Annotated in this window: 21 protein-coding genes; 11 read left to right on the forward strand and 10 right to left on the reverse strand. The window is 69.9% G+C overall.

Annotated features, from left to right (window positions below; genetic code table 11):
- Positions 1-10: 10 nt before the first annotated feature.
- Genes benC through benA form a run of 3 tightly spaced genes read right to left on the reverse strand, consistent with a single transcriptional unit; the run spans position 11 to position 4,389 of the window.
- Positions 11-2,500 (reverse strand): benzoate 1,2-dioxygenase electron transfer component BenC, encoded by a 2,490-nt coding sequence (benC, locus tag CU254_RS44300; RefSeq protein WP_100266857.1) that lies wholly within the window; start codon positions 2,498-2,500, stop codon positions 11-13.
- Positions 2,501-2,512: 12 nt separating this feature from the next.
- Positions 2,513-3,022: a benzoate 1,2-dioxygenase small subunit gene (benB, locus tag CU254_RS24120; RefSeq protein ID WP_009080210.1), complete on the reverse strand. Its 510-nt coding sequence runs from the start codon at positions 3,020-3,022 to the stop codon at positions 2,513-2,515.
- A complete protein-coding gene (benA, locus tag CU254_RS24125; protein WP_009080212.1) occupies positions 3,019-4,389 on the reverse strand; it encodes a benzoate 1,2-dioxygenase large subunit in 1,371 nt (456 codons plus the stop codon). The genes benB and benA overlap by 4 nt, the downstream gene beginning before the upstream one ends.
- Positions 4,390-4,618: 229 nt before the next feature.
- Between benA and CU254_RS24130 the strand changes: the two genes are divergently transcribed.
- From CU254_RS24130 to catC, 4 genes are read left to right on the forward strand one after another with little or no spacing between them, the layout of a single operon-like run.
- Positions 4,619-5,527, forward strand: a complete 909-nt coding sequence (locus CU254_RS24130) for a LysR substrate-binding domain-containing protein (protein WP_009080214.1) — start codon at positions 4,619-4,621, stop codon at positions 5,525-5,527.
- A complete protein-coding gene (locus tag CU254_RS24135; protein ID WP_009080216.1) occupies positions 5,524-6,627 on the forward strand; it encodes a mandelate racemase/muconate lactonizing enzyme family protein in 1,104 nt (367 codons plus the stop codon). The genes CU254_RS24130 and CU254_RS24135 overlap by 4 nt, the downstream gene beginning before the upstream one ends.
- A 32-nt stretch (positions 6,628-6,659) precedes the next feature.
- Positions 6,660-7,505: a catechol 1,2-dioxygenase gene (gene catA / locus CU254_RS24140; protein ID WP_009080218.1), complete on the forward strand. Its 846-nt coding sequence runs from the start codon at positions 6,660-6,662 to the stop codon at positions 7,503-7,505.
- A 25-nt stretch (positions 7,506-7,530) separates the two neighbouring features.
- Positions 7,531-7,809: a muconolactone Delta-isomerase gene (catC, locus tag CU254_RS24145; RefSeq protein WP_009080220.1), complete on the forward strand. Its 279-nt coding sequence runs from the start codon at positions 7,531-7,533 to the stop codon at positions 7,807-7,809.
- Between the two features lies 1 nt (position 7,810).
- On the opposite strand, the gene CU254_RS24150 is transcribed toward catC, so the two are convergent.
- The 6 genes from CU254_RS24150 to CU254_RS24175 form a co-directional block, all read right to left on the reverse strand.
- On the reverse strand, positions 7,811-8,428 hold the full coding sequence (locus CU254_RS24150) for an ABC transporter ATP-binding protein (protein ID WP_009080222.1): 618 nt from the start codon (positions 8,426-8,428) through the stop codon (positions 7,811-7,813).
- Positions 8,425-9,087, reverse strand: coding sequence for an ABC transporter ATP-binding protein (locus CU254_RS24155; protein ID WP_050788263.1), 663 nt, complete (start codon positions 9,085-9,087; stop codon positions 8,425-8,427). The genes CU254_RS24150 and CU254_RS24155 overlap by 4 nt, the downstream gene beginning before the upstream one ends.
- A complete protein-coding gene (locus tag CU254_RS24160) occupies positions 9,074-11,725 on the reverse strand; it encodes an FtsX-like permease family protein (protein ID WP_107487932.1) in 2,652 nt (883 codons plus the stop codon). Before CU254_RS24160 ends, CU254_RS24155 begins: the two co-directional genes overlap by 14 nt.
- 153 nt (positions 11,726-11,878) lie before the next feature.
- Complete coding sequence (locus tag CU254_RS24165; RefSeq protein ID WP_009080226.1) at positions 11,879-12,673, reverse strand: crotonase/enoyl-CoA hydratase family protein; 795 nt, start codon at positions 12,671-12,673, stop codon at positions 11,879-11,881.
- A complete protein-coding gene (locus CU254_RS24170; RefSeq protein ID WP_086024903.1) occupies positions 12,663-13,082 on the reverse strand; it encodes a Zn-ribbon domain-containing OB-fold protein in 420 nt (139 codons plus the stop codon). The genes CU254_RS24165 and CU254_RS24170 overlap by 11 nt, the downstream gene beginning before the upstream one ends.
- Entirely contained in the window at positions 13,079-14,263 is a 1,185-nt protein-coding gene (locus CU254_RS24175) for a thiolase family protein (protein ID WP_009080229.1), read from the reverse strand. The genes CU254_RS24170 and CU254_RS24175 overlap by 4 nt, the downstream gene beginning before the upstream one ends.
- Before the next feature lie 218 nt (positions 14,264-14,481).
- On the opposite strand from CU254_RS24175, the gene CU254_RS24180 reads away from it, so the two are divergent.
- The 7 genes from CU254_RS24180 to CU254_RS24215 all read left to right on the forward strand — a co-directional run bounded on the left by CU254_RS24180 (position 14,482) and on the right by CU254_RS24215 (position 22,928).
- On the forward strand, positions 14,482-15,552 hold the full coding sequence (locus CU254_RS24180) for an acyl-CoA dehydrogenase family protein (protein WP_009080231.1): 1,071 nt from the start codon (positions 14,482-14,484) through the stop codon (positions 15,550-15,552).
- A gap of 1 nt (position 15,553) precedes the next feature.
- Entirely contained in the window at positions 15,554-16,735 is a 1,182-nt protein-coding gene (locus CU254_RS24185; protein ID WP_009080234.1) for an acyl-CoA dehydrogenase family protein, read from the forward strand.
- A 22-nt stretch (positions 16,736-16,757) separates the two neighbouring features.
- On the forward strand, positions 16,758-18,593 hold the full coding sequence (locus tag CU254_RS24190) for a CoA transferase (protein ID WP_009080235.1): 1,836 nt from the start codon (positions 16,758-16,760) through the stop codon (positions 18,591-18,593).
- Between the two features lie 298 nt (positions 18,594-18,891).
- On the forward strand, positions 18,892-19,209 hold the full coding sequence (locus CU254_RS24200) for a hypothetical protein (RefSeq protein WP_009080236.1): 318 nt from the start codon (positions 18,892-18,894) through the stop codon (positions 19,207-19,209).
- Entirely contained in the window at positions 19,209-20,906 is a 1,698-nt protein-coding gene (locus CU254_RS24205; RefSeq protein ID WP_009080237.1) for an alpha/beta hydrolase, read from the forward strand. The genes CU254_RS24200 and CU254_RS24205 overlap by 1 nt, the downstream gene beginning before the upstream one ends.
- A gap of 120 nt (positions 20,907-21,026) precedes the next feature.
- The gene (locus tag CU254_RS24210) at positions 21,027-21,470 is read left to right on the forward strand and encodes an LppA family lipoprotein (RefSeq protein ID WP_009080238.1); all 444 of its coding nucleotides are present in this window, start codon (positions 21,027-21,029) and stop codon (positions 21,468-21,470) included.
- Between the two features lie 522 nt (positions 21,471-21,992).
- The gene (locus CU254_RS24215) at positions 21,993-22,928 is read left to right on the forward strand and encodes a LysR family transcriptional regulator (RefSeq protein ID WP_234392738.1); all 936 of its coding nucleotides are present in this window, start codon (positions 21,993-21,995) and stop codon (positions 22,926-22,928) included.
- 34 nt (positions 22,929-22,962) lie between these two features.
- Here the strand turns inward: CU254_RS24215 and CU254_RS24220 are convergent, their stop codons facing one another.
- Positions 22,963-23,391: a MarR family winged helix-turn-helix transcriptional regulator gene (locus CU254_RS24220; protein WP_009080244.1), complete on the reverse strand. Its 429-nt coding sequence runs from the start codon at positions 23,389-23,391 to the stop codon at positions 22,963-22,965.
- Between the last annotated feature and the right edge of the window lie 31 nt (positions 23,392-23,422).

A 23,422-nucleotide genomic window follows, 5' to 3' on the forward strand; every position in this document is an offset into this window, starting at 1 on the left:
GATGCCTCCGTCAGCCGAGATCGCCCCCGGCGACGGGCAGGACGGTGCCGGTGACGTACGAGGCCTCGTCCGAGGCCAGGAACGCGATCGCCGCGGCCTGCTCGTCCAGGGTGCCGTACCGCTTGAGCAATGACGAACCGACAGTCTGGTCGATGTGCGCCTGGAACCACTCCCGTTCCTGGTCGGTGGCCGGATCGGGGCCGCCGCGCGGGATCCGCCGCGGCGGGGCCTCGGTGCCGCCCGGCGCGGTCGCGACCACGCGGATGCCCGCGTCGGCGTACTCGAAGGCCAGCGACGCGGTCAGCGCGTTGATCCCGCCCTTCGCCGCCGAGTACGGGATCCGGTGGATGCCGCGAGTGGCCGCCGACGAGACGTTCACGATCACCCCGCCGCCCCGCTGCGCCATCGACGGCAGCGCGGCCCGGCAGGAGAACAGCGTGGTCAGCAGGGACCGGCGGAGTTCGGCCTCGATCTCGTCCGGGCCGAACTCGGTGAACGGCTTGAACCGCAGCGCGCCGCCGACGTTGTTGACCAGCACGTCGATCCGCCCGAACCGGGCCAGCGCGGCTTCCGCGACCGCCTGCGCGCCCGCCCACGTCTCCAGGTCGGCGACCACCGCCGCGGCCTCGGGCAGCTCGTCGGCCAGGCCGCTGACCAGGCCCGATCGGTCGGCCAGCACCAGCGCGCCGCCCTCCGCGGCGATCCGCCGGGCGGTCGCCTCGCCGATCCCCTGCGCGGCCCCGGTGACCACGACGACCTTGCCCGCGAACCGTCCCGGCGACAGGAATTTCGGCCGCGCCGCCGGGTCGCCCATCGCCCGCCGGGTGGTCGCCTTCGACCGTTCCGCGTGCTCGGCCACCAGCCGCCGCGCGGTCGCCCGGTCTCCGGACTCGAACGCGGCGACCAGGTCCAGGTGGTCCTGCGTGCAGCGCGGATGGCACCAGGTCGCGTTGCGCAGGGTCTCGGCCATGTGGCCTTTCACGCCGAGCGCCTGATATGCCTGCAGCAGGTGTTCGTTGCCGGTGAGCGTGAACAGGTAGTCGTGGAACGCCGCGTTGGTTTCGGTGTAGGCAGCGGCGTCCAGGAACCGGTCACCGTCCACATAGGGCACTGTCGACTCGGCGAGCAGGCGGTATCCGGCGAGCTGGCCCGAGGTCAACCGCCCGATCGTCAGTTCGACCGCACCCAGTTCGAGGGCCTGCCGAGCCTCGAAAACGGCGTCCGATTCATGGACCGACGGGTGTTCCTCGCCGATTTCGTATTCGCCCGGCAGCTCGTCGGACGCGGGCAGCATTTCCTGGCCCGCGATCGTGCGCGCGACCCGGGCTTCCTCCACCGCGGACAGCGCCGGTCCGGCCCGCAACGGGGTCAGCTCCACCGCCGGGAACAGCTCCTGCCCGGCCAGCGCGCGGCCCGCGAGAAACTCCGGCTCCGGCTCGGGTTCCGGCAGCGCCAGAGCAACCGGCTCGACGGGGATCTCCGGGGCGCGGGCTGGCGCCGCCAGCGCGAACTTCTCGTAGTAGAACCCGGTCGGCTCGAACCCGGCCGACGCGAAGTGCCCGCGGACGGCCTCCACCATCGGCGGCGGGCCGCACAGGTAGACCGCGACATCCCCGCCGTGCAGGTGCTCGTCGCGGATCAGCGTGGTCACGTAACCCTTGTTCGGCGCGGCACTTCCCGGATCGGAAACGCAGTAGTCCCAGGTCAGCCCGGGAACCTCCGCCGCCAGCTTCTCCAGCGTCTCCGTCTCGACCAGGTCGTCGTCGGTGCTCACGCCGTACACCAGATGGGCGGGCCGGGTCGCGCCGGAAGCGCGCATAGTGCGCACAATGGACAGAATCGGCGCGAGTCCGGTGCCTCCGGCCAGCAACAGCACCGGGCGGTCCGTCTCCCGCAGGAAGAAGCTCCCGTGCGGACCGGTGAACGTCAGCTCGTCCCCGGATTTCGCCCGTCCGGTCAGGTAATCCGACATGACGCCGCCGGGCGTGAGCTTCACCAGGAACGTCAGCCGCTCGTCGTCGGGCGCGTTGCTGAACGAATACGAGCGCGCGACCTCCGTGCCCGGCACCGTGATGTTCACGTACTGCCCGGGCAGAAACGCCAGCCGGTCGCGATCGCGGATCTCCACCGTCAACGACATTGTCGTCGGCGAAAGCCGGTCCAGCGCGACAAGAGTGCCGTGATGTTCGGCAGCCTGCGTCTTCGCGACCGCTGACGTGCTCGCGATCTGCAACACCAGATCGGACTTCGGCTTCATGCTGCACGGCAAGACATAACCGCGCTCCGCCTCGTCCGCGCTCAACGCGTCTTCGAGATAAGACCCGCCCTCGTACTCCCCCGATTCGCAGAACGCCTTGCACGTCCCGCACGCGCCGTCGCGGCAGTCGAGCGGAATGTTGATGCGCTGCCGGTACGACGCGTCCGCGACGGTCTGGTCCGGCGCGCAGGTGACGAAGCGGGTGACACCGTCCTCAAAGGACAGAGCGATCCGGTGGTTCATGACCGCCTCCGCTCAGAAGTGGTACACGTCGACGACGTGGTGGATGTAGTCGTTCTTGAGCACCACGGTCTTCCGCCGGATCAACGGCGAAGCACCGGAGAAATCGACGGTGTAGAACGAGGTCCCGTAATACGGGTCGACCGTGTGATAGCGGAAATACATCGTGTGCCAGTTGAACCGCACGTCCACCAGGTCGCCGTGCCGTTCGATCAGCTCGACGTTCGTGATGTTGTGACTGGTCCGCGGTTCCGGAAGGGAGGTCGCGCTCGACCGTTCGGTGCGGATCCGGAACACGCGGTCCTCGAGCCCGCCCTTGTTCGGGTAGTAGATCAGCGAAATGTCGCGCTGCGGGTCTTCGGTGAGCAGATCGTCGTCTCCCCAGGACGGCATCCAGTACACGACATCGTCGGCGTAGCACTCCAGCCATTTCTCGAACTCGCGGTCGTCCAGATACCGCGCCTCGCGGTAGAGGAATTGCTCGACGTCGTGCTGGGTGATGGTCTTCTCGGCGGCGGCGGTCATCGGGCTTCTCCTCGAACGGCCTGCTCGCGGGCGATCGCCGCGCGCATCGTTTCCTGCCAATACCCGTGCTGCACCGGATAAAGTCCCTCGTCCTCGTTCTTCTGCCCGGCGGACACGACCCCGTCGAGCCCGAGCGACGACGCGACCTCGTCCGGCCCGGTGAGCCAATGCCGCGCCCCGCGGCTCATGTCGTTCCAAGGAGCGGCCGTCGCGCGGAAAGTGAGCTGACAGGACCGGAATTCCTCCAGGTCGTCCGGCGTCGCCATTCCCGAAGCGTTGAAGAAATCCTCGTACTGCCGGATCCGCCACGCCCGCGATTCGGCGCTTTCGCCCTTCGGCGCGATGCAGTAGATGGTGACCTCGGTCTTGTCCGGCGCGATCGGCCGGAAATGCCGGATCTGCGTCGAGAACTGGTCCATCAGGTACACGTTGGGGTACACGCACAGATTCCGGGACCCGCGCACCATGAACTCGCCCTTGGCGTCGCCGTACTTCTCCTTCAGCTCCGCCATCCGCGGCCACAGCGGCCGGTCCTGCGGGTTGCCCGCCCAGGTCCACAGGCACAGGTGCCCGTGCGGGAACGACCAGTAGCCGCCGCCGGACTTGCCCCACGAACCGGCGTCGAGCGTCTTCGTGTCGTTCGCCGATTCGCCGGTGTTGCGCCGGGCGGTGGTGGCCGCGTAGTTCCAGTGCGTCGCGGTGACGTGGTAGCCGTCCGCGCCATTCTCCGCCTGGACCTTCCAGTTGCCGTCGTAGGTATACGTGGAAGCCCCGCGCAGTACTTCCAGCCCGTCCGGCGACTGGTCCACGAGCATGTCGATCACCTTCGCGGCGTCGCCGAGGTGCTCGGCCAGCGGAAGGACGTCCGGGTTGAGGCTGCCGAACAGGAACCCGCGGTAGGACTCGAAGCGGGCGACCTTCGTCAGGTCGTGCGAACCGTCGGTGTCGAACGATTCCGGGTAGCCCGCGCCGTCCGGGTCCTTGACCTTCAGCAGCTTGCCGTCGTTGCGGAAGGTCCAGCCGTGGAACGGGCAGGTCAGCGTCGGCCGGTTGTCGCGTTTGCGCCGGCAGATCATCGCGCCGCGGTGCGCGCACGCGTTGATCAGGCAATGCAGTTCGCCGCCCTTGCCGCGCGTGAGGACGACCGGCTGGCGGCCGATCGTGGTGGTGAAGTAGTCGCCGGGGTTCGGCAGCTGGCTTTCGTGCGCGAGGTAGATCCAGTTGCCCTCGAAGATGTGCTTCATCTCGAGTTCGAAGATCTCCTCGTCGGTGAAGATCCGGCGGTTCGCGCGGTAGACGCCCGCCTCCGGGTCCTCGACCACCGCGTCCGCGACTACGGAAGCGGCGTGGTCCAGCGTGTCGGTCATGACTCCTCCAACGGGCCTCTGATCTGCACTGATCGGCTCCCCACCAGGGCGTTTCCCGCACTGTGCCAGTCCGTGGCCGCAGCCACACCAGGGCAAGACCCAGTCCTGACCTAGGGTGGGATTATTCGATGCCGTTTATCAATCGCACGCAAACCGCTCCTTGTCTTCACTCAATGCCGGAACCTACGGTGAGCGAGACCACGCGAGGAGCCGGTGAGGAGGCAGCCCGATGGAACTGCGCCACCTGCGGTACTTCGCCGCCGTCGCCGAGACCTGCCACTTCGGCCGCGCCGCCGAACGCCTGCACCTCGCCCAGCCGGCGCTTTCGCACGCGATCCGGCAGCTGGAGGACGAGCTGGGCGTCGCCCTGCTCAGCCGCACGACGCGGCAGGTGCAGGTCACCCCGGCCGGCCGCTTCTTCCTCGGCGAGGCCCAGCGGATCCTCGACGCCGTCGAGGCGGGCGCGCGCGGAGCCCGGCGCATCGCCGACGGCCGCCGAGGGCTCGCCCGGATCGGCTTCACCGGCACCGCCGCGCTGTCGCACCTGCCGCGGGTCGCCCGCGCGCTGCAGCACCGGCTGCCCGAGGTCGAACTCGAGGTGCACGCCGACCTGCTCACCGGCGAGCAGTGCGCGCAGCTGCGCGACGGCACGCTCGACATCGGCGTGCTGCGCCCGCCGGTCACCGGCGGCGACCTCGACCTGCACGTCATCGAGACCGAGCCGCTGGTGCTCGCCGTCCCGGCCGACCACCGGCTCGCGGTGGAACCGGTCGTGGCGATGAGCGACCTGCGCGCCGAAGCGTTCGTCACCTATCCGGCCAGCTATTCCGTCGTCAACGAAGCGGTCCTGCGCAGCTGCCGCGACGCCGGATTCACCCCGCAACGCGAGCACGAGGCCGCGGGTACCGCGGTGCTGCTCGCCCTCGTCGCCGGAGGACTCGGCGTCGGCGTCGTCCCCGCGTCCGCGCGGGCGCTGCCGCTGGCCGGGGTCGTGTTCCGCGACCTCGCCGGGGCGGCCACCGTCCAGCTCGCGCTCGCCTGGCACCGCGACCGGGCCTCGGCACTGGTCCCGGCCGTGCTCGACGCGCTCGGCGAGCTGTTCCCCGTCGAAGTGCCCGTGTCAGGGAGGACACGATGAAGATCACCCGGGTGGAGGCGATCCCGTTCGCCATCCCCTACCGCAAACCGCTGCGTTTCGCGTCCGGCGAGGTGCACACGGCCGAGCACGTGCTGGTTCGCGTGCACACCGACGACGGCATCGTCGGCGTGGCCGAAGCGCCGCCGCGGCCGTTCACCTACGGCGAAACGCAAGCCGGGATCGTGGCCGTGCTGGAGACCGTGTTCGCCCCGCAGGTGGTGGGACTGAGCCTGCTCGAACGCGAGACGGTGCACGCGCGGCTTTCCCGCACGGTCGGGAATCCGGCCGCGAAGTCCGCTTTGGACATGGCGATCTGGGACGCGCTGGGGCAGAGCCTCGACGTCTCGGTCACCGAACTGCTCGGCGGCTACACCGACCGCATGAAGGTGTCGCACATGCTCGGCTTCGACGAGCCGGCCGCGATGGTCGCCGAGGCGGAGCGGATCCGCGACAGCTACGGCATCACGACGTTCAAGGTGAAGGTCGGCCGCCGCCCGGTTTCCCTGGACACCGCGGTGGTTCGCGCCTTGCGGGAGCGGTTCGGCGCCGAGGTCGATCTGTACGTGGACGGCAACCGCGGCTGGACGGCCGCGGAATCCGCTCGTGCGATGCGGGAAATGGCCGACCTCGACCTGCTGTTCGCCGAGGAGCTGTGCCCCGCCGACGACGTCCTCGGCCGCCGCTGGCTCGTGTCGCGTTTGGACATTCCGTTCATCGCCGACGAATCCGCGGTGACCCCGGCCGACGTGACCCGCGAGATCCTCGGCGGCTCGGCCACCGCGATCAGCATCAAGACCGCCCGCACCGGGTTCACGCGTTCGCAGCGCACGCACCACCTCGCGGAAGGCCTCGGGCTGGAAGTGGTGATGGGCAACCAGATCGACGGCCAGCTCGGTTCACTGTGCACTGTCGCGTTCGGATCCGCGTACGAGCTGACGTCGCGCCGTCCCGGCGAACTGTCCAACTTCCTCGACATGACCGACGACCTGCTCGCCGAACCGCTCCGCATCGCGGACGGCGAACTGGCCATCCGCCCCGGCGCCGGCCTCGGCGCCGCACTCGACCCCGGCAAGCTCCGGCACTACCGGCAAGACCGCTGAGCCGGAAACCCCCGATGGATCAAGGAGGATTCATGACCGCCACGCATTCCCCCACCGCCGCCGCGTCCGGAGCCAACGCCACCGAACGGTTCAAGAGCGACAAGCTCGCCGGCGTCGCGGGCACCCCGAAGGAACGGGTCAGCCTGCTCGCCCGCGAGGTGCTGGAGGCCGTGCACGCGACGATCCGCAAGCACAAGGTGACCTACGACGAGTACAACGCGCTGAAGTCGTGGCTGATCAGCGTCGGCGAGGACGGCGAATGGCCGCTGTTCCTGGACGTCTGGGTCGAGCACGTCGTCGAAGAGGTCGCCACCGAGCACCGCAAGGGCAACAAGGGCACCATCGAAGGCCCGTACTACGTGCCGGACGCCCCCGAGCAGGGCGCGCGCGGCACGATCCCGACGCGGGAGAACGAGCCGGGCACCCCGCTGGTCTGGACCGGACAGGTCACCTCGACCACCGGCGCGGCCCTGGGCGGCGCGAAGGTCGAACTCTGGCACGCGGACGCCGACGGCCTGTACTCGCAGTTCGCGCCGGGCATCCCGGAGTGGAACCTGCGCGGCACCTTCACCACCGACGACGAAGGCCGCTTCGAAATCCACACCGTGCGGCCCGCGCCGTACCAGATCCCGACCGACGGCGCCTGCGGCAAACTCATCGCGGCGGCGGGCTGGCACGCCTGGCGTCCGGCGCACCTGCACGTCAAGGTGTCCGCGCCGGGCCACGAACTGCTCACCGCGCAGCTGTACTTCCCGGGCGACGAGCACAATGACGACGACATCGCGTCCGCGGTGAAGCCGGAACTGCTGCTCGACCCCAAGCCCGCGGAGAACGGCGAGGCCATCGAATACGGCTTCGTCCTCGACCCGGCCCTCTGATTCGGCCCGATCCGGCAGGAGACCCATGCTTTACCACGTGCGGATGGACGTCCGCCTTCCCCCGGACCTGGACCCGGCGGTCCGCGACGCCCTCATCGCGCGCGAGAAGGAGTACAGCCAGCAGCTGCAGCGCAGCGGGAAATGGCCGCAGATCTGGCGGATCGCCGGGGAGTACGCGAACTTCTCGGTGCTCGACGTCGCGGACCACGACGAGCTGCACCGGATCCTGTCCGGTCTGCCGCTGTTCCCGTACATGGACATCCAGGTGACCGCCCTCGCGCGGCACCCGTCCAAAGTGGACTGACTCACTCGCCGACCGGCACCGCCCGGTCCGCGTGCTCGGCCAGCAGCGGATCGTGGGACGCCACCAGCACCGCCGTCCCGCGATCCGCTGCCCGGCGCAACGCCGTCAGCACCGTCCCCGCGTGCGCGCGGTCCTGGTGCGACGTCGGCTCGTCCGCCAGCAGCACCAGCGGACCCGCCGCCAGAGCCCGCGCCACCGCGCCCCGCTGCTGTTCCCCGCGCGAAACCTCGCTCGGCAGCCGGTCCGCCAGTTTCGCCAGGTCCAGCGTTTCCAGTAGCTTCGCCCGATCCGGCGGGTCCGCGGCGGTCCGCGCGGCGAACGCGAGATTGTCCGCGACCGTCAGTTCCTCGAACAGCGCGATCGACTGCGGCACGAAAGCCAGCGCGTGCCACGGCTGCTGCGAAACCGGCACGTCCGGCATCGGCGGGTGCGCCGTCACCGTGCCGCTGTCCGGCCGGTCCCAGCCGCCCGCGATCATCAGCAACGTGCTTTTTCCCGACCCCGACGGACCGGTCAGCGCGACCAGCTCCCCCGCCGTCAGGTCCAGGCTCGTGTGCCGCAGCACGGGCGTCCCGCCGTGGGAACGGCTCACGTCGGACACGCTGAGCAGCACGCTCACCGGACTCTCCCGTCCACGAGTTCCACCACGTCGTCCGCCGCCTCGGCCAGCACCGGGTCGTGCGTCGCGACTACGACGGTCTGCCCGGCGTCCGCCAGCGTGCGGAAAGCCTCCGCGACCAATCGCGCCGAGGCACGGTCCAGCTGGGCGGTCGGTTCGTCCGCCAGCACCGCGTCCGGGTCGCCGACCGCGGCGAAGGCGAGGGCGGTTCGCTGCTGTTCGCCGCCGGAGAGCTGGCGCGGGCGGTGGCCGCGGCGGTGGTCCAGGCCCAGCCGCTCCAGCAAGGCCAGGGAAAGACCGGTGCCGCGCATTTTCGCCGCCAGTTCCAGGTGTTCTTGCACCGTCAGGTAATCCAGCAGGTTGTCGACGGGATTCTGGAATACGTAACCGATCCGTCGCCGCCGCACCGCCCGGCGCGCTCGCGCGGACAGCGCGGTGACGTCCGTGCCGCCGACCTCGACCCGGCCCTCGTCCGGACGTTCCAGGCAGGCCAGCAACCGCAGCAAGGTCGATTTGCCCGAGCCGGACGGGCCGACCAACGCGGTGATCCGGCCGTGCGCGGCGGCGATCGACACCTCGTGCAGAGCGGTCAGCGAACGACCCGCGGTACGGTAGCGGTGCGTCAATCCGGTGCCCCGGACGGCATCAGGCAGTGTCACGCAGCACCTCCGAAGGCAGGGCCCGCGCAGCCGCCCGCTGGGCCGCATAAGCAACGACGAGCGCGACGACCACCGCCGCGAGCAGCAATCGCCCGCCCGGCCCCCACGGCACCGGGATCACCGTGCCCGGCGGCGTCGCCGGATCGAGGTCGTAGCCTTCGCAGGTCACCGAGACCGCCACCGCCGCGAATCCGACGCCCACCGCGAATCCGGCCGCCAGCAGCCCGCCGACCTCGTACGCGAGCGCTCGCCAATGCGCACCCGAGGTGATGCCCATCCGTCGCAAGAGGACATACGCACCGCGGCGCGCACGAGCCCGGGCGTTGAGATACAGCAACAGTCCAATTAGGACTACCACACCGACCAAAGCGGACACCGCGGTCAAGAACGCGAAGGTGTAAGTGACTCCGCCGTAAACGCCGTGCGCGGTGACGTCGACCGCGCGGCTCGCCGTCCCGGCCGGAATCCCGGCTTTGCCCAGTTCCGGCAGCACCTGCGCCGGGTCGCCGCGCGCCCACAGCTCGCGGTGCACGCTCTCTCCGGCGAACTTGGCGAGAACGTCCTTGCGCAGCAGCAATTCCGGGAACCCGGCGCTCTTTCCCGGCAGCTGCGCCACCGTGACGACGCGCAGCGGCAGGTCTTTGCCCCCGATGCTCAACGTCGCCTGCTCGGGTGTGTCCGGGACCCCGGCGAGGATGCCGACCGCGGTGTCGCCGGACATCTGGTCGAGCAGATCGGACAGCGTCGGCCCGCTGAAGTGCTCGTCCCAGGACGCGGCGGAGCCGAACGTCGCCGGGTCGACGCCGAGCACGTTCACCGTCTTGGCGCCCAGGTACGCCGAGTCGTAGCGATCGACCAATGTGGACTGTCCACTGAGGCCGGCCGGGAGCGCGGCGGGGCCGGTCAACTGCACCACGACGTCCGAGCCCACCACGAGCTGGCCCTCGTCGTCGAGCGTGCGCTGGACGGAGCCGGTGACGGTGGTGGCGAAGAGCGACAACGCCACCGGGACCGCGGTCGCCCCGACCAGCACGGCCGCCGCGGCAGGCGCGGAGGCGAGCCGTCGCCAGGCCAGGAACGCCACTGCCCGCTCGCGCCGCACCGCGCGCACCCGGGGCAAGGCCAGCCGCACGATCCGGGTCGCCAGCATCGCCAGGCCCAGCACCAGCAGCAACGGCACGACGATCAGCCGCGGCGGGATCCGCGCGACCGAACCGGCCTGGCCGAGCCCGGTCTGCGTGCCGTCGCCGAGCGCGAAATAGCAGGCCGCCGCGGCGACCAGCGGGAGGATTTCCCACGGCAGATGCCGGATCCGCGACCGGCGCGCGTCGAACAGCGCCCGGGTGCGGAAGACGACCGAACCGGCGATCCCGGCGAGGGTCGCGAGGAACGCGACCGCCGCGCCGCCGATCGACCAGCCGAGCGCGGACGGCGTCACCAGCGGGCTCGGCCCCAGCGCGCGGACCAGCCCGCGCGCGGCGAACCAGCCGCCGACGGCGCCGAGCAGCGCGATGGACCCCAGCTCCAGCAATGCTTTCCCGGCCAGCGAGCCCGGCCCCGCCCCGCGCGCGGACAGCACGGCCAGCTCGGCCCGGCGGCGTTCGACCCAGAACGACCCGACCGTCGCCGAAATGACCAGCCCGGTCAGCGACCCGGCGACGCCGATCGGCACGACCGTCGCGGCGAGCGAGGATACGACCTGGTCCGCCCGGTCCGCGATGCCGCGCAGCGACGACGTGAACTGCATCCGGCCGCGCTGAGCGAACAACTCCGGGGTGTTTTCGGTGCGCGCTCGCACCTTCTCCAGCCCGGCGATCGTCTCGGGTGCGTTCGCCGTGGTCAGCCCGTCGGGGTCGACCGAGGCCGCGAGGAAGCTGCCGACGCCCGAATCGGCAGGGGTCAGCCCGAACAGCGCGTCCCGCGACACGAACGCCACCGGGAACACCGGAGCCTCGCTCAGCGGTTTGGGCCGGTACAGCGGCTGCAGATGGCACCAGAACGGCTGGTCCGGCAGCTCGCGCAGGTCCCGGTACACCGCGGCGACCGGCATCGTCGCCGCCGGGGCGCCCGGCAGCACGCCGGTCTTCGGGCTCCAGCCGCCCTGCACCGCCACCTGGTCGCCCGCGTGCAGGCCGCGCGCCCGCGCGAACTGGCTCGACACCCAGATCCCCTGGCCCTTGCCGCCCTCCAGGACCTGCAGGTGGGCGGCGAAATCGTCCTGGTAGACCAGCCACATCGCGGACTGTTCCGGATTCGGCGAGCCCGGCCGGACCGGGTCGACCTTCGCGGAGCTGGTGAGCGTCGAAGGCACCCCGGACAGCCGCGGCACCTGGCGAGCCGCGTCGCGGGCAAGCGCGAGCCGGGCGTCGTCGAGGGCCTTCCCGGTCGGTCCAGTGGCACCCGGATACGGCTGCGACATCGGCAGCCCGCCGGTCCACTCCGCCCCGACCGCCCACTGACACGCCCGGTTGACCTGGTCGTGCAGCGTCGCGTTCCCGGCCGAGGACAGGAACAACGCGACGGCCGCGGCGGGCAACGCGACGAGCACCGCCGCCGCGATCGCGGCCACGACGACCGCTGGTTGCCGCCACCCCGTTTTCGGCGCCCGCGTCCACGGCGTCGCCCCCCACCCGCGCATCCGCCGAGTCTGCCACGATCCCGACACCCGCGGGGCGGCGTTGCCCGATGTCCGTGATGGGCTCCTTGAGGGAATCTGATTCCCTCAAGGAGCCCTTCACGGACGATCACGGGCTTGGGGCGGACAGAGCGTGTTCTCTCGGGTGCGGAGCGCTTACTTGGCCTGCCAAACCGGCGCACGCTTCTCGACGAACGCCACCGTCCCCTCCCGGACGTCCTCGCTCGTCATGACCCCGACAGCGTTCTCGCGCGTGTTGTCCCAATCGCTGTCCTCGGCCGCGATCGCACCGTCCACAATGCTCAGTGCCACGCGTTTGCTGGCCTGCACCGCCAGCGGAGCGTTCGCGGCGATCTTCTCCGCCAGCGCCAGCGCTTCGGCGAGCACGTCGGCGTCCGGGACCACGTGGTTCACCAGGCCGAGCGTCGCCGCGCGGGCGGCGTCCAGGGGTTCGCCGGTGAACATCATCTCCATCGCGATTTTCCGCGGGATCTGCCGCGGCAGCCGGAAGACGCCGCCCGCCGCGGCGAAGAGGCCGCGCTTCACTTCGGGCAGCCCGAATTTCGCCGATTCGGCCGCCACCACCAGGTCGCTGGCCAGCGCGAGTTCGGTACCGCCGCCGAGGGCGAATCCGTTGACCGCGGCGATGGTCGGCTTCGAGATCGGGTGCCGCACGTATCCGGCGAAGCCCCATTCCTCGTGGCCGGGCGCGGCGAGCGATTCGCCTCGCGACACGGCTTTCAGGTCGGCTCCGGCGCAGAACGCCCGCTCCCCCGCGCCGGTCAGCACCACGACGCGCGTTTCCGGGTCCTGCTCGGCCCGTTCCAGCGCGGTGCCGACGAGTTCGCTCAGCTCGGCGTTGACCGCGTTCATCGCGTGCGGCCGGTTGAGCGTGACGACCAGGACGTGTCCGCGTTGTTCGACCAGCGCGGCCGGAGCGTCATCGGGCATGGTCTGCCTCCTCCGCCGGCGCGAAGACCGGCACCTTCTCGTGGTCAGGTTCGGGTCCGGAGGGCACGAACACCGCCCGCACCGGCAGCTGCCAGAGGTCCGCGTCCGGGTCGGCGTCGAGCCGGCACCACCACCACGGTCCCTCGGCCAGCTCCACGATGCCGACGACCACGCGCTCCGGCTCGCCGCCGTCGCGCGCCCGCTTGTGCACCACCGACCACGACACCACCGTGCCGGTTCCGGCGGCGGCCGTCCACTCCAGATCGTCGTCGGGGTCCGGGACCGTGCGCGGGTCCAGGTACTCGCCGGTGCTGCGCCGCCGCAGCAGCCGGAATTCTCCGACCGCGGCGCCGTCGAAGAACGCCGCGGACTCCTCGTCGCGGGCGACCGGGTTGATCCGCACTGTCATCCCTCCGTTCCGAGCACGAGCGTGCTGTGGTGGTCCAGAATGCCGCCGTTGCCGGAAACCAGCACGGTGTCGTGCTTCGGTACCTGGCGTTCGCCGCCCTGGCCGCGCGCCTGGATGATCGCCTCGGACAGCGGCGTCATGCCCCACAGATAGTAGGACGACAGCTGGCCGCCGCCGGTGTTCACCGCGAGCTTGCCGTCCGGGCCGAGCATGCCCGGCGTCGCGACGAACTCGCCGCCTTCGCCCTTGCCGCAGAACCCGTAGTCCTCCAGGGTGAGCAGTGCGGTGAAGGTGTAGCAGTCGTAGATCTCGGCGACGTCGATGTCGTCGACGGTCACTCCGGCCATCTCCATCGCCGCCGGACCGGACTGCGCCGCGCCGCTCACGAGACCGAGATTGTCGTTGCGGCGGAAGGAATTCCCGGGGTGGGCTTGTCCCCAGCCGAGCACCTGGACCGCGGGCTGGGCCATCGTTGCCGCGCGCTCCGCCGACGTCACGATCACCGCGGCGCCGCCGTTCGACACCAGGCAGCAGTCCAGCAGGTGGAACGGTTCCGCGATGAACCGCGACGCTTGGTGGTCGGCCAGCGTGATCGGGTCGCGCAGCTGTGCCAGCGGGTTCTTCGCCGCCCACGCGCGCTGCGCGACCGCGATCGCGCCGAGTTGTTCGCTCGTGGTGCCGTAAGTCTTCATATGCCGTCGCGCGGCGAGCGCGTAGAACGAGTTCGGTCCGGCGAAACCGCTGGAGCCCAGCAGGCTTCCCCAGCCGGTCGGGGTCGTGCGCCGGCCGCCGTAGGCCGCGCCGGTCGCCTTGCCCTGCTGCAGCGGCGCGTCCGCGAACACGCAGGCCACGGTGTCGGCCATGCCCGCTTCGACGGCCATCGCGGCGTACTGCACCATCGCGCCCGCCGTCGAGCCGAACGCCTGCATCTGGGTGAAAAGCCGCAGGTCTCGCAGTCCCAAGTCGACTTGCAGGCTCAGGTCGACTCCGGGCGTCGTGCCGGCGGACACCAGCAGCCCGTCGATGTCCGACAGCCCGATCCCGGCGTCCGCGGCGGCCCGCCGGACGGCCTGCGCGGCGAACTGCCGCGCGCTCGGACCGTAGACTTTCCCCAGCTCAGTGAGCCCGAGACCGGCGATCGCCGCCCTCCGCCGCGCCGGGGTCTCCCGCCTGCTCGTCATCTTCGCACTCCGTTCCCGACCGGTGGTCGCCCCTCCACGTTCGCATCCCGCTGACGCGGCGTAAACGACCGGTCGGGACACCGGCAGATGAGCGGCCGCGACACGTGCCCTGATGTCCCTTCCGGAAACCTGCCGGTGTCGGAATCCGTGATGTACATCGCGGTTTTCCGCACCCAGCATGGGAATCGGGACCCGACGACGGGAAAGGCGGTCCGGCGATGGCGATCAGCGCCGCGGAAACCGAACAGCTGCGGGAGGCGGTGCGCGACCTGCTCGCGGACCGCTGCACCGAGACCGACGTGCGCCGCGTGATGGCGACGGACTCCGGCTACGACCCGGAGCTGTGGAAACAACTGGCCGACCTGGGGTTGCCCGGTCTGCTGATCGCCACGGAGCACGGCGGAGTCGGCCTGGGCGCGGAGGAACTCGAAGCGGTTTCGGAGGAAATCGGCGCGGCGCTGGTGCCGTCGCCGTTCCTGTCCAGTTCGGTGCTGACCGCGACCCTGATCGACGCGGCTGGGTCCGAAGAGGACAAACGCCGCCTGCTGCCCGGACTAGCCGACGGATCTTCCATCGGAACCGTCGCCGTGACCGGGCCTGCCGGAAGCTGGACGCCCGAAGGTGTTGCTGTGCAAGCGAACGGAACCCTCACCGGGACCGCTTCGTACGTCACCTTCGGCCAGCTCGCCGACGTCATTCTCGTGGTAGCGCGCACTGACGACGGTTTCGGTGTCTTCGAGGTCGCCCCTGCGGCGCCCGGTTTCCTCCGCACCGCGGCGGAGGTATTCGACCCGACCGTACGGCTATCCCAATTCACCTTCGCTGATACCCCAGCGCGGCGAGTTGGCACTGCGGGGTGGGAGGCTGTGCAAAAGGCCTTGGACCTCAGCACTGTCGCGCTCGCCGGGGAACAGGCGGGCGGTGCCCGTAAGATCTTTGAGAAAACCGTCGAATATCTCAACACCCGCGTGCAGTTCGGCCGCGCGATCGGCAGTTTCCAGGCGATGAAGCACCTCGCCGCGGACCGCCTCCTGGACGTCGAATCCGCGACCTCCGCCGCCCGCCACGCCGCGGCCGACGGCGGCCCGGGCGCGATCGCGCTCGCCGGATTCGCCTGCGCGGAAGCGTACGAAACCGTTGCCCTGTCCGCGATCCAGATGCACGGCGGAATCGGCTTCACCTGGGAACACCCGGCGCACCTGTACCTGCGCCGCGCCCGCTCCGGCGCGCAGCTGTTCGGCAACTCGCGCCTGCACCGGGAGCGCTACCTCGTCTCGAAGGGAGCCTGACATGACCAGCGCCGACCAGCTCCGCGAAGAAGTCCGCGCGTGGCTCGCCGCGGAATGGACCGGGCTCGCGCCGGCTCCCGACCGCTGGAGCACCACCCCGGAACGCATTGCCTGGCTGGAAAAGGTCGTCGCCGCCGGGTACGCCGTGCCGACCTGGCCGGTCGAGTGGTTCGGCCGCGCCTGGCCGGCCGAACTCGCCGACGTGATCGCGGCCGAGTTCGAGTCGGCCGGCGCGCCCGGGGCCCGTCAGGACAAATACAGCATCCCGGCCAACACGGTCCTCGCGTTCGGCACCGAGAAACTCAAGCACGACCTGCTGCGCGACGTCCTCACCGAACGGTCCCGGACCTGCCTGTTCTACAGCGAACCCGGCGCGGGCTCGGACCTCGCCGCCGTGCGCACGACCGCGGTCCGCGACGGCGACCGCTGGATCGTCAACGGCCAGAAAGTCTGGACGTCCGGCGCGAAAACCGCGGACTACGCGCTGTTGATCGCGCGCACCGACTGGGACGTCCCGAAGCACAAGGGCCTCAGCTACTTCGTCGTGCCGATGCACCAGCCCGGCGTCGACATCCGCCCGCTGGTGCAGATCACCGGCGAATCGCACTTCAACGAGGTCTTCCTGACCGACGTCGAAATCCTGGCTGACTACCTGGTCGGCGACGAGGGCAAGGGCTGGCGCGTGCTGCAGACCGCGCTGGCGTACGAACGCTCGATCATGGGCGACGGCGCACGCGCGTCGCGGCACGGATCGATCGCCGACGACCTCGTCGCGCTCGCCCGGGAACGCGGCCGCCTCGCCGACCCGGTCATCCGCGACAACCTGGCCACCGTGCTCGCGCTGCGCGAACTGAACGCGCTGAACAACGCCCGGGCGAAAGCCGCCGCCGAACAAGGCACGTCGAGTTCGGTGATGTCGCTGGGAAAGCTCGCGATGTCCGGCATCCTGCACGCCGAAGCCCGCCTGCGCACCGACATCGCCGGTCCGGAAACCCTGCTCGCCGGGGACGCGAACCCGGTCGCCGACGACGTGAACTTCCTGGCGCTCAACGCGTTCTTCACCTCCATCGGCGGCGGCACCGACCAGATCCAGCGCACGATCATCGCCGAACGCGTCCTCGGCCTGCCCAAGGAACCCGAGATCGACCGCGACCTGCCCTTCCGCGCCGTCCGCCGCAGCTGAGCCGTCGAGGAGGCTGGTTCCCTTGTCCGACACCTACGACCCGCCGCTGTCCGGGGTCCGCGTGCTCGATCTGTCCTCCGGCCCGATGACCGCGACCGCACGGCTGCTGGCCGACCTCGGCGCCTGCGTCACCCGGGTCGTCCTGCCCGGCGTCACCGGCGAACGCACCACCGGACCGGTCGTCGACGGCGTCGCGATCGGCACCGCGATCGACCGGCACGGCTTCGCCCACGCCACCGCCGAACCCGGCTCGCACGGCTGGGAACAGCTGCTGGCCGACGCGGACCTGCTGATCGAGACCACTCCGCCGGGTTCGCCCGCCGAAGAGCTGCTCGACGTCCCCGGCCTGCGCACCCGGCATCCCGCGCTGGTCGTCCTGTCGATCAGCGACTTCGGCCGCGTCACCACCCGGCGGCGCTGGCAGGCCACCACCCCGGTGTTCCACGCGCTGACCGGCGAACTCTCCCGGTCCGGCATCCCCGGCCGCGCGCCGCTGCTGCCGCCCGGCGAACTGCCGTACCACGTCGCCGCCGCGCAAGCCGCGTTCCAGGCGGTGAGCCTGTACCTCGACCGGCTGCGCACCGGACGCGGCGACCGCATCGACTTCTCCGTCCTCGACGGGGCGATGCAGGCGCTGGACCCGGCGTTCGGCATGGTCGGCAGCGCCGCCGCCGGGGTGCCGCTGAGCGAGCTGCCGCGCGGACGCACCGAAGAACGCCACCGGTACCCGATTTTCCCTTGCCAGGACGGGTACATCCGGATCTGCCTGCTGTCGCGGCGGCAGTGGCGCGGGATGTTCGAATGGATGGGCAGCCCGGCCGAATTCGCCGACCCGAAGTACGACCAGGTGCGCGAGCGTTACGCGTCGCCGGACCTGCTGCCCGCGATCGGCCGCTTCTTCGCCGGCCGCACCCGTGCGTCGTTGGAATGCGAGGGCCAGCGCCACGGCGTGCCGACCGCTGCGGTGCTCACCCTCGCCGAAGCCCTGCACACCGACCAACTCGCCGCGCGCGGCTTCTTCCGCGACACCGAACTGTCGCCCGGTCTCGTCGCGCCGGTCCCGGCCGGAATCACCGAGATCGACGGACACCGCGCCGTCGCCGGTCCGGACACCGGCGCGCGAGTCACCGGCGCGCCGATCCTGGCCGCACGCCCCCGACGCGGCGAAGGACGTCCGCTGGAGGGAATCCGGGTCCTGGACCTCGGCGTGATCGTGGTCGGCGGCGACACCGGACGGCTCTTCGGCGACCTCGGCGCGGACGTGCTCAAGATCGAGAACTCGGCGTTCCCGGACGGTTCCCGCGCCGCGCTGCCCGGCCTGATGTCGCACGGTTTCGCCGCCGGGCACCGCAACAAACGCGCCATCGGCGTCAACCTGCGCGATCCCGAAGGCCAGGCGCTGGTGCGGCGGCTCGTCGCGCAGTCGGACGTCGTGCTGACCAACTTCAAACCCGGCGTCATCGCCTCGCTCGGGCTCGACCGGGCCGCGCTGGCCGAGGTGAACCCGGGCATCGTCGTCGTGGACAGCTCCGCGTTCGGCCCGACTGGCCCGTGGGCGAAACGGCTCGGCTACGGCCCGCTCGTGCGCGCCGCGACCGGACTCACCAGCGAGTGGATCTACCCGGGCGAACCGGGCACGTTCAGCGACGCCGTCACGGTCTATCCCGACCACGTGTGCGCCCGGATCGGCGCGCTGGCCGCGCTGGCGCTGCTCGTCCGGCGCGAACGCAGCGGCGAGGGCGGGGCGGCGAAGTGCGGCCAGGCGACCGCGCTGCGAATCGCCCAGAACCCTGGACGCATGAACGAAATGAGGATGGCGGCATATGGCGCTGGAGAATCCGGAGGAACAGGCGGCTGACCTGCGGGAGACGCTGAAGACGGCAGCCGAGAAGCTGCGGCGGGCAGCGGACGCGGGTGAGGTTCCACCGGGCTGCGCGGCGTCGCTCGCGGCGCGTGTGGACGGGCTCATCGCACGGCTGCCCCTACCCGGCACCGAGGGGAGCGGACCCGAGCCTGAGTAGTTCTACTCACTGCACCTAGGTAGCTGCCCCTGACCTGCCCTTTAAGCCCTGTTCAACGGGTGTGGCTTGTTGAACAGGGCTCTACTGCTGCCGTAGTGTCGCGGTGTGTGACCGGCAGGCTACGAGGGAGGACATGTGACGGGGTACCAGGTCGTGATCGACAAGATCAGACATAGCGGGCAGGCAGCGGGGCGGGTCGCGGCCGGCCTGCGGGGCGCGGCGTGCTCGGCGGCGGCTCCCGGCGGTGACGCGGGCGTCCCTGGTGCGCGTGCGGTCGGCAAGCTCGCGTCGGTGAAGCAGGCGTGGCAGGATCGCGAACGCGGCTACGGGGGCAAGCTGGACGAGCACGCGGCGAACATGTCCAGCGCGGCCGATCGCTACAGCCGTCAGGAATCCGCCGCTGTGGCGGACCTCGGCGCGCCGAAGCCCACGGGCATGGCAAGGCCGATCTGATGGTCGCTTGGGCAGACGTCACCCGCTGGAACCCCGGGCCGTTACAAGAAGCGGTCGGCGCGCTCAACGCCGCCTACAACAAGGTCGTGGCCTGTTCCGACGACCTGCGCGACATCAACACGCCCAACGGCTGGCACGGTGCTGCCGCCACCGCAGCGGCGAAGAACGTCAACGACATCATTGACGGCCTGGAGGAATACGCCGCCGAGGTCGCGTCCGTCCGGCGCGCCGCCGCAGATGTCAGCGACGCCATCACCGGGGTACAGAACGGCGTCAAGGAAGCGGACGGCCTCGCGAAGGCGAACAATTTCAGCATCGGCGGCGATGGCTCGGTCGTCGACAACGGCCCGCCCCCGGACACCCCGGAAGACCAGAAGGACGCCGTCGCCGAGGAACGGCAGCGGATTTCGACGGAGATCCGGGACCGGGTGGAAGAGGTCATCCGGCAGGCCGAGGACATCGACAACGACTTCTGCGCCGTGCTCGACCGCGTCCTGTCGGGGCACACCATCGACGCCACCGGCAACAACAACGAGACCACCAGCCTTGCTGCCGCAGGCAACTCCGGCGCGGCGATGGGCGCGCTCTCGGTCCTCGCTCCGCCCCCGGTCGACGCTTCCCCCTCGATGAACGCCGCCTGGTGGGCAGCGCTCTCGCCTAACCAGCGCGAGGCGATGATCAGGGATCACCCGGACATGGTCGGCAACCGCGACGGCGTGAAAGCCGCCGACCGCAGCAAAGCCAACCTCAAACTCATGGACCAGGAACGGCAGCGTTTCACCGCCGACCTCGACCGCCTCAAACGAGAAGACGGCGACTCCGACGAAATCGCCCGCATCGAAGAACGACTGAAAGCCATCACCGCTATCGACGGCATGATGCACAACCCAGACGGCACGCTTAACGCCAGTCGGCAGCTCATGTCGCTTGACCTGACCGGCGACCACCCGAAGGCAGCCATCGCCAACGGCGACGTCGACACCGCACAGCACGTGGCGGTATTCACCCCCGGCATGAACTCGACAGTCGACGGCAACATGAACGGGTACGTCAACGACATGCAGGGTGTCCGCAGGAGCGCAGAGGACATGCTCCGCCGAGCAGGTGACATGTCGAGCGTCGCCACAGTCACGTGGCTCGGCTACGAACCATCGTCCTTCGACGACCCATCCTCGCTTGTCGGACTGGTGACGGCCGACAACGTCGATTTCGGCGGAGACAAACTTGCACGGTTTGATCAAGGCATTAACGCCTCACGGCCCACCGACCCTCACATGACCGCCCTCGGCCACTCCCAAGGGTCGATCGTGACTGGGATCAGCCTCACTCATGCCGGTACCGGAGTGGACGACGCGGTGGTCTTCGGCTCGCCCGGCGTCGCCAATCACTTCGGCATCGACAACACGGCACATGATCTAAAGGTGCCCGACGGGCATGCTTACAACATCAAAGCGGACGGTGACGACATCGCAAAGTGGGCACCAGAGACCTGGCGTTACGGGGCTGCGCCCTACGCGATGGAGGGCATGAACCAGCTCTCTGCCGACGCCGCCATGGGACCCGATGGCCCCCTCGCCGCGTCCCACGGGCACAGCCAGTACACGATGACCACGCCGGACGGCGTGGACAGCACCAGCAAGCACAACATCGCCGCAATCGTGGCCGACAAGCCGCAGTTGACGGTCCCCGCCCAGTAGGAAGTCGATCACTTGTCCGCACGAGTGTGGCCCATCAGCACAGCGCTGGCCTGCGCGTTGCTGCTTGGCGGATGCAGCGACGGTCACGAGTACCTTGACCCACAACCCACAGGACCCTCGATGTCTAAGCAGCAACAGCACGCGCAACTGGCGACCCGTCCGACCCTGGATGAAGCTGCCGCCCGCTACGAACAGCTTCTCGCCACGCTCCGGGCACGCATGACCGCTGATTTCAAGGTCGAACAATGGACCGAAGAGCCAGGAACCGCCGAATACAGCGGATGCGCTCCACAATTTGCGGAATTGACCGAGAAAGAGGCTGCCAAGAAGTTCCTGTCCCGGTGGTATTCACCGACATCTCTACTGGCTCGCTGGGAGCAGGCAAAGCAGGTAGCGCGCGAAGTAGCGGGCGGCTACGGGTTCACGACGGTCACCCTCGACACGAACCAGGCTGGCGACGCCGAACTCACCCTTACAGACAAGTTTGGCGCGCAGATCTCCGTCGGCTCCGGCAAGAACACCGTAATTTCCTTAATTACGGGATGCCACCTCATGAAAAAGTAGTTTCAATTACATCCCTTCCTGTCAGATGAAACGCAATCAACCAAATGGTCGCTTTCTTTCGAGTCCGACGGGCGCGAGCGGTCGCCTTTCTCGGCTGCTGTTCGCGGCAGCCTGCTGGGCGTCGGCTAGCACCTCCGGCGTGATTGCGTTTGTGTTTGCCACGGCCGGGACAATGAGCAGTGACCCGTGCAGGGTCGGCGCGACGGCGTTCGTGTGCACCGGCACCGGGCAAAGCGTCGCATGGTGGCTGCCGCTCGTCGGATGGGCTGCCTCGGTAGCAGTCACATGGATCTGCGCAGCGAAACTCGGCCGACGCCCCTGGACACGATGGGCCTGCCTTGCTGCTGGTCTGGTGATCTATTCGGCCGTTCTCGTCGTCGACTGGTTGCTCGTCGCGCCGTAAGAAGTGGCCGCTGCATGAGTCTGTCGTGGCCCATAGCCGGTGTCGCCGTTGGGTGGATGGCCGTCGGTCAGCCGAACGCGGTCGGCTCCTCCAAATGTTCGTGTCGGCCGCCAGCACATTTGACCAGTTCAGGGGGCTGTTTAGAGTGCACTAGGAGATCCAGGGTTGTCGCCGACGAACTGCACTTCAAGCGCGCGGCGGACCGGCTGCGGATCACCCCTCCGCCGCTCAGCAAGCAGATCAAGCAGCTCGAACGCGAACTCGGCGGGCCGCTGTTCGAACGGCACTACCACGAGGTCCGGCTCACGCCGCTCGGCCAGGCGCTGCTCGGTCCGGCGCGGGCGATCCTGCGCCAGGTCGACGGTCTGAAGGAGATCGCGGCCGGAGTCCTCGAAGACGGCACGCCGATCCGGGTCGGGGCCACCGCGTACGCGCCGTCGGATCTGCTCGAAGACCTGGAAACCGCGGTCGGCGGGCTGGCCTCCCCGGCGACGTTCGAGGTGGCCGGGTCGGCGGCCGAGGTCACCGCGAAACTCGTGTCCGGGCATCTGGAACTCGGGCTGATCCACCTCGCCGTCGAGGATCCGCGGCTGCGCGCCCGGACCGTCGCCGAGTACCAGGGCGCGATCGCGGTCCGCGCGGACGATCCGCTCGCCTGCCGCGACCTCGTGCACATCGAGGAACTGCGCGACCGCGAGGTGGTCATCGACTTCGCCCGGCCGAACCCGGTCATCCTCGCCGCGCTGACCCGGCTGCTCGCGAAACGCGGCGTCCGGAACATCGTGCGCGCGGTCAGCGGGCGCGGCGGCGAACTCGAAATGGCCGCGCAGGTGTTCAACCGGCGCCTGGTCGCGCTCGTGTCCTACGCGCCGGCGTCGTTCATCGGCCGGATGTTCTCGCCGCCGGAGTTCAAGCTGGTCCGCATCGACGAGGACGGCTGGGAACCGAGCCGCCTCGCGCTGGCCTGGGCCGCCGACCGCGCCGCCGGGCCGCCCCGTCCGGCCGACCTCGCGGAAGACCTTTCCGCGAAACTGGGCCCGATCCGCCGAGGCTGACCGCCAGCGCCGGAGTTCAGTCCACAGTGGACAGCTACGACTCGACGAACCGGGACAGCAACCTCCCGAACTCCGCCACGTCCCGCCGCGGCCAGTCCCGCAACCGGTCCTCGAGCCGTTTCCGCTGCGCCGCACGCGTGACCGCCAGCGCGCGGTGCCCAGTCTCGGTCAACTCCAGCCGCTGCCGACGCGAATGCCGCGGATCCGGGCCGCGCACCACCAGCCCCGCGTTCTCCAGTTCCGCCAGCTGCCTGCTCACCGTCGAGGGGTCGAGCCCGTACTCCTGGGCGAGATCCGCCGCGTGCGCGCAGTCGGCGAGGTCGATCGAGGACAGCATCGTGTACTGCACGAACCCGAGCCCCTCGTACAGCTCGTTCGAACGCACCCGCGAGCCGCGGGAAAACAGGATCATCGCGCGGTGGATAGCGTCCAGGGCATCGCCGTCGCGGTCTTCTCCCGGCATGTCCCCGCATGCTAGAGATGCACCATACAAC

Source organism: Amycolatopsis sp. AA4 (genome assembly GCF_002796545.1).
Lineage (GTDB): Bacteria > Actinomycetota > Actinomycetes > Mycobacteriales > Pseudonocardiaceae > Amycolatopsis.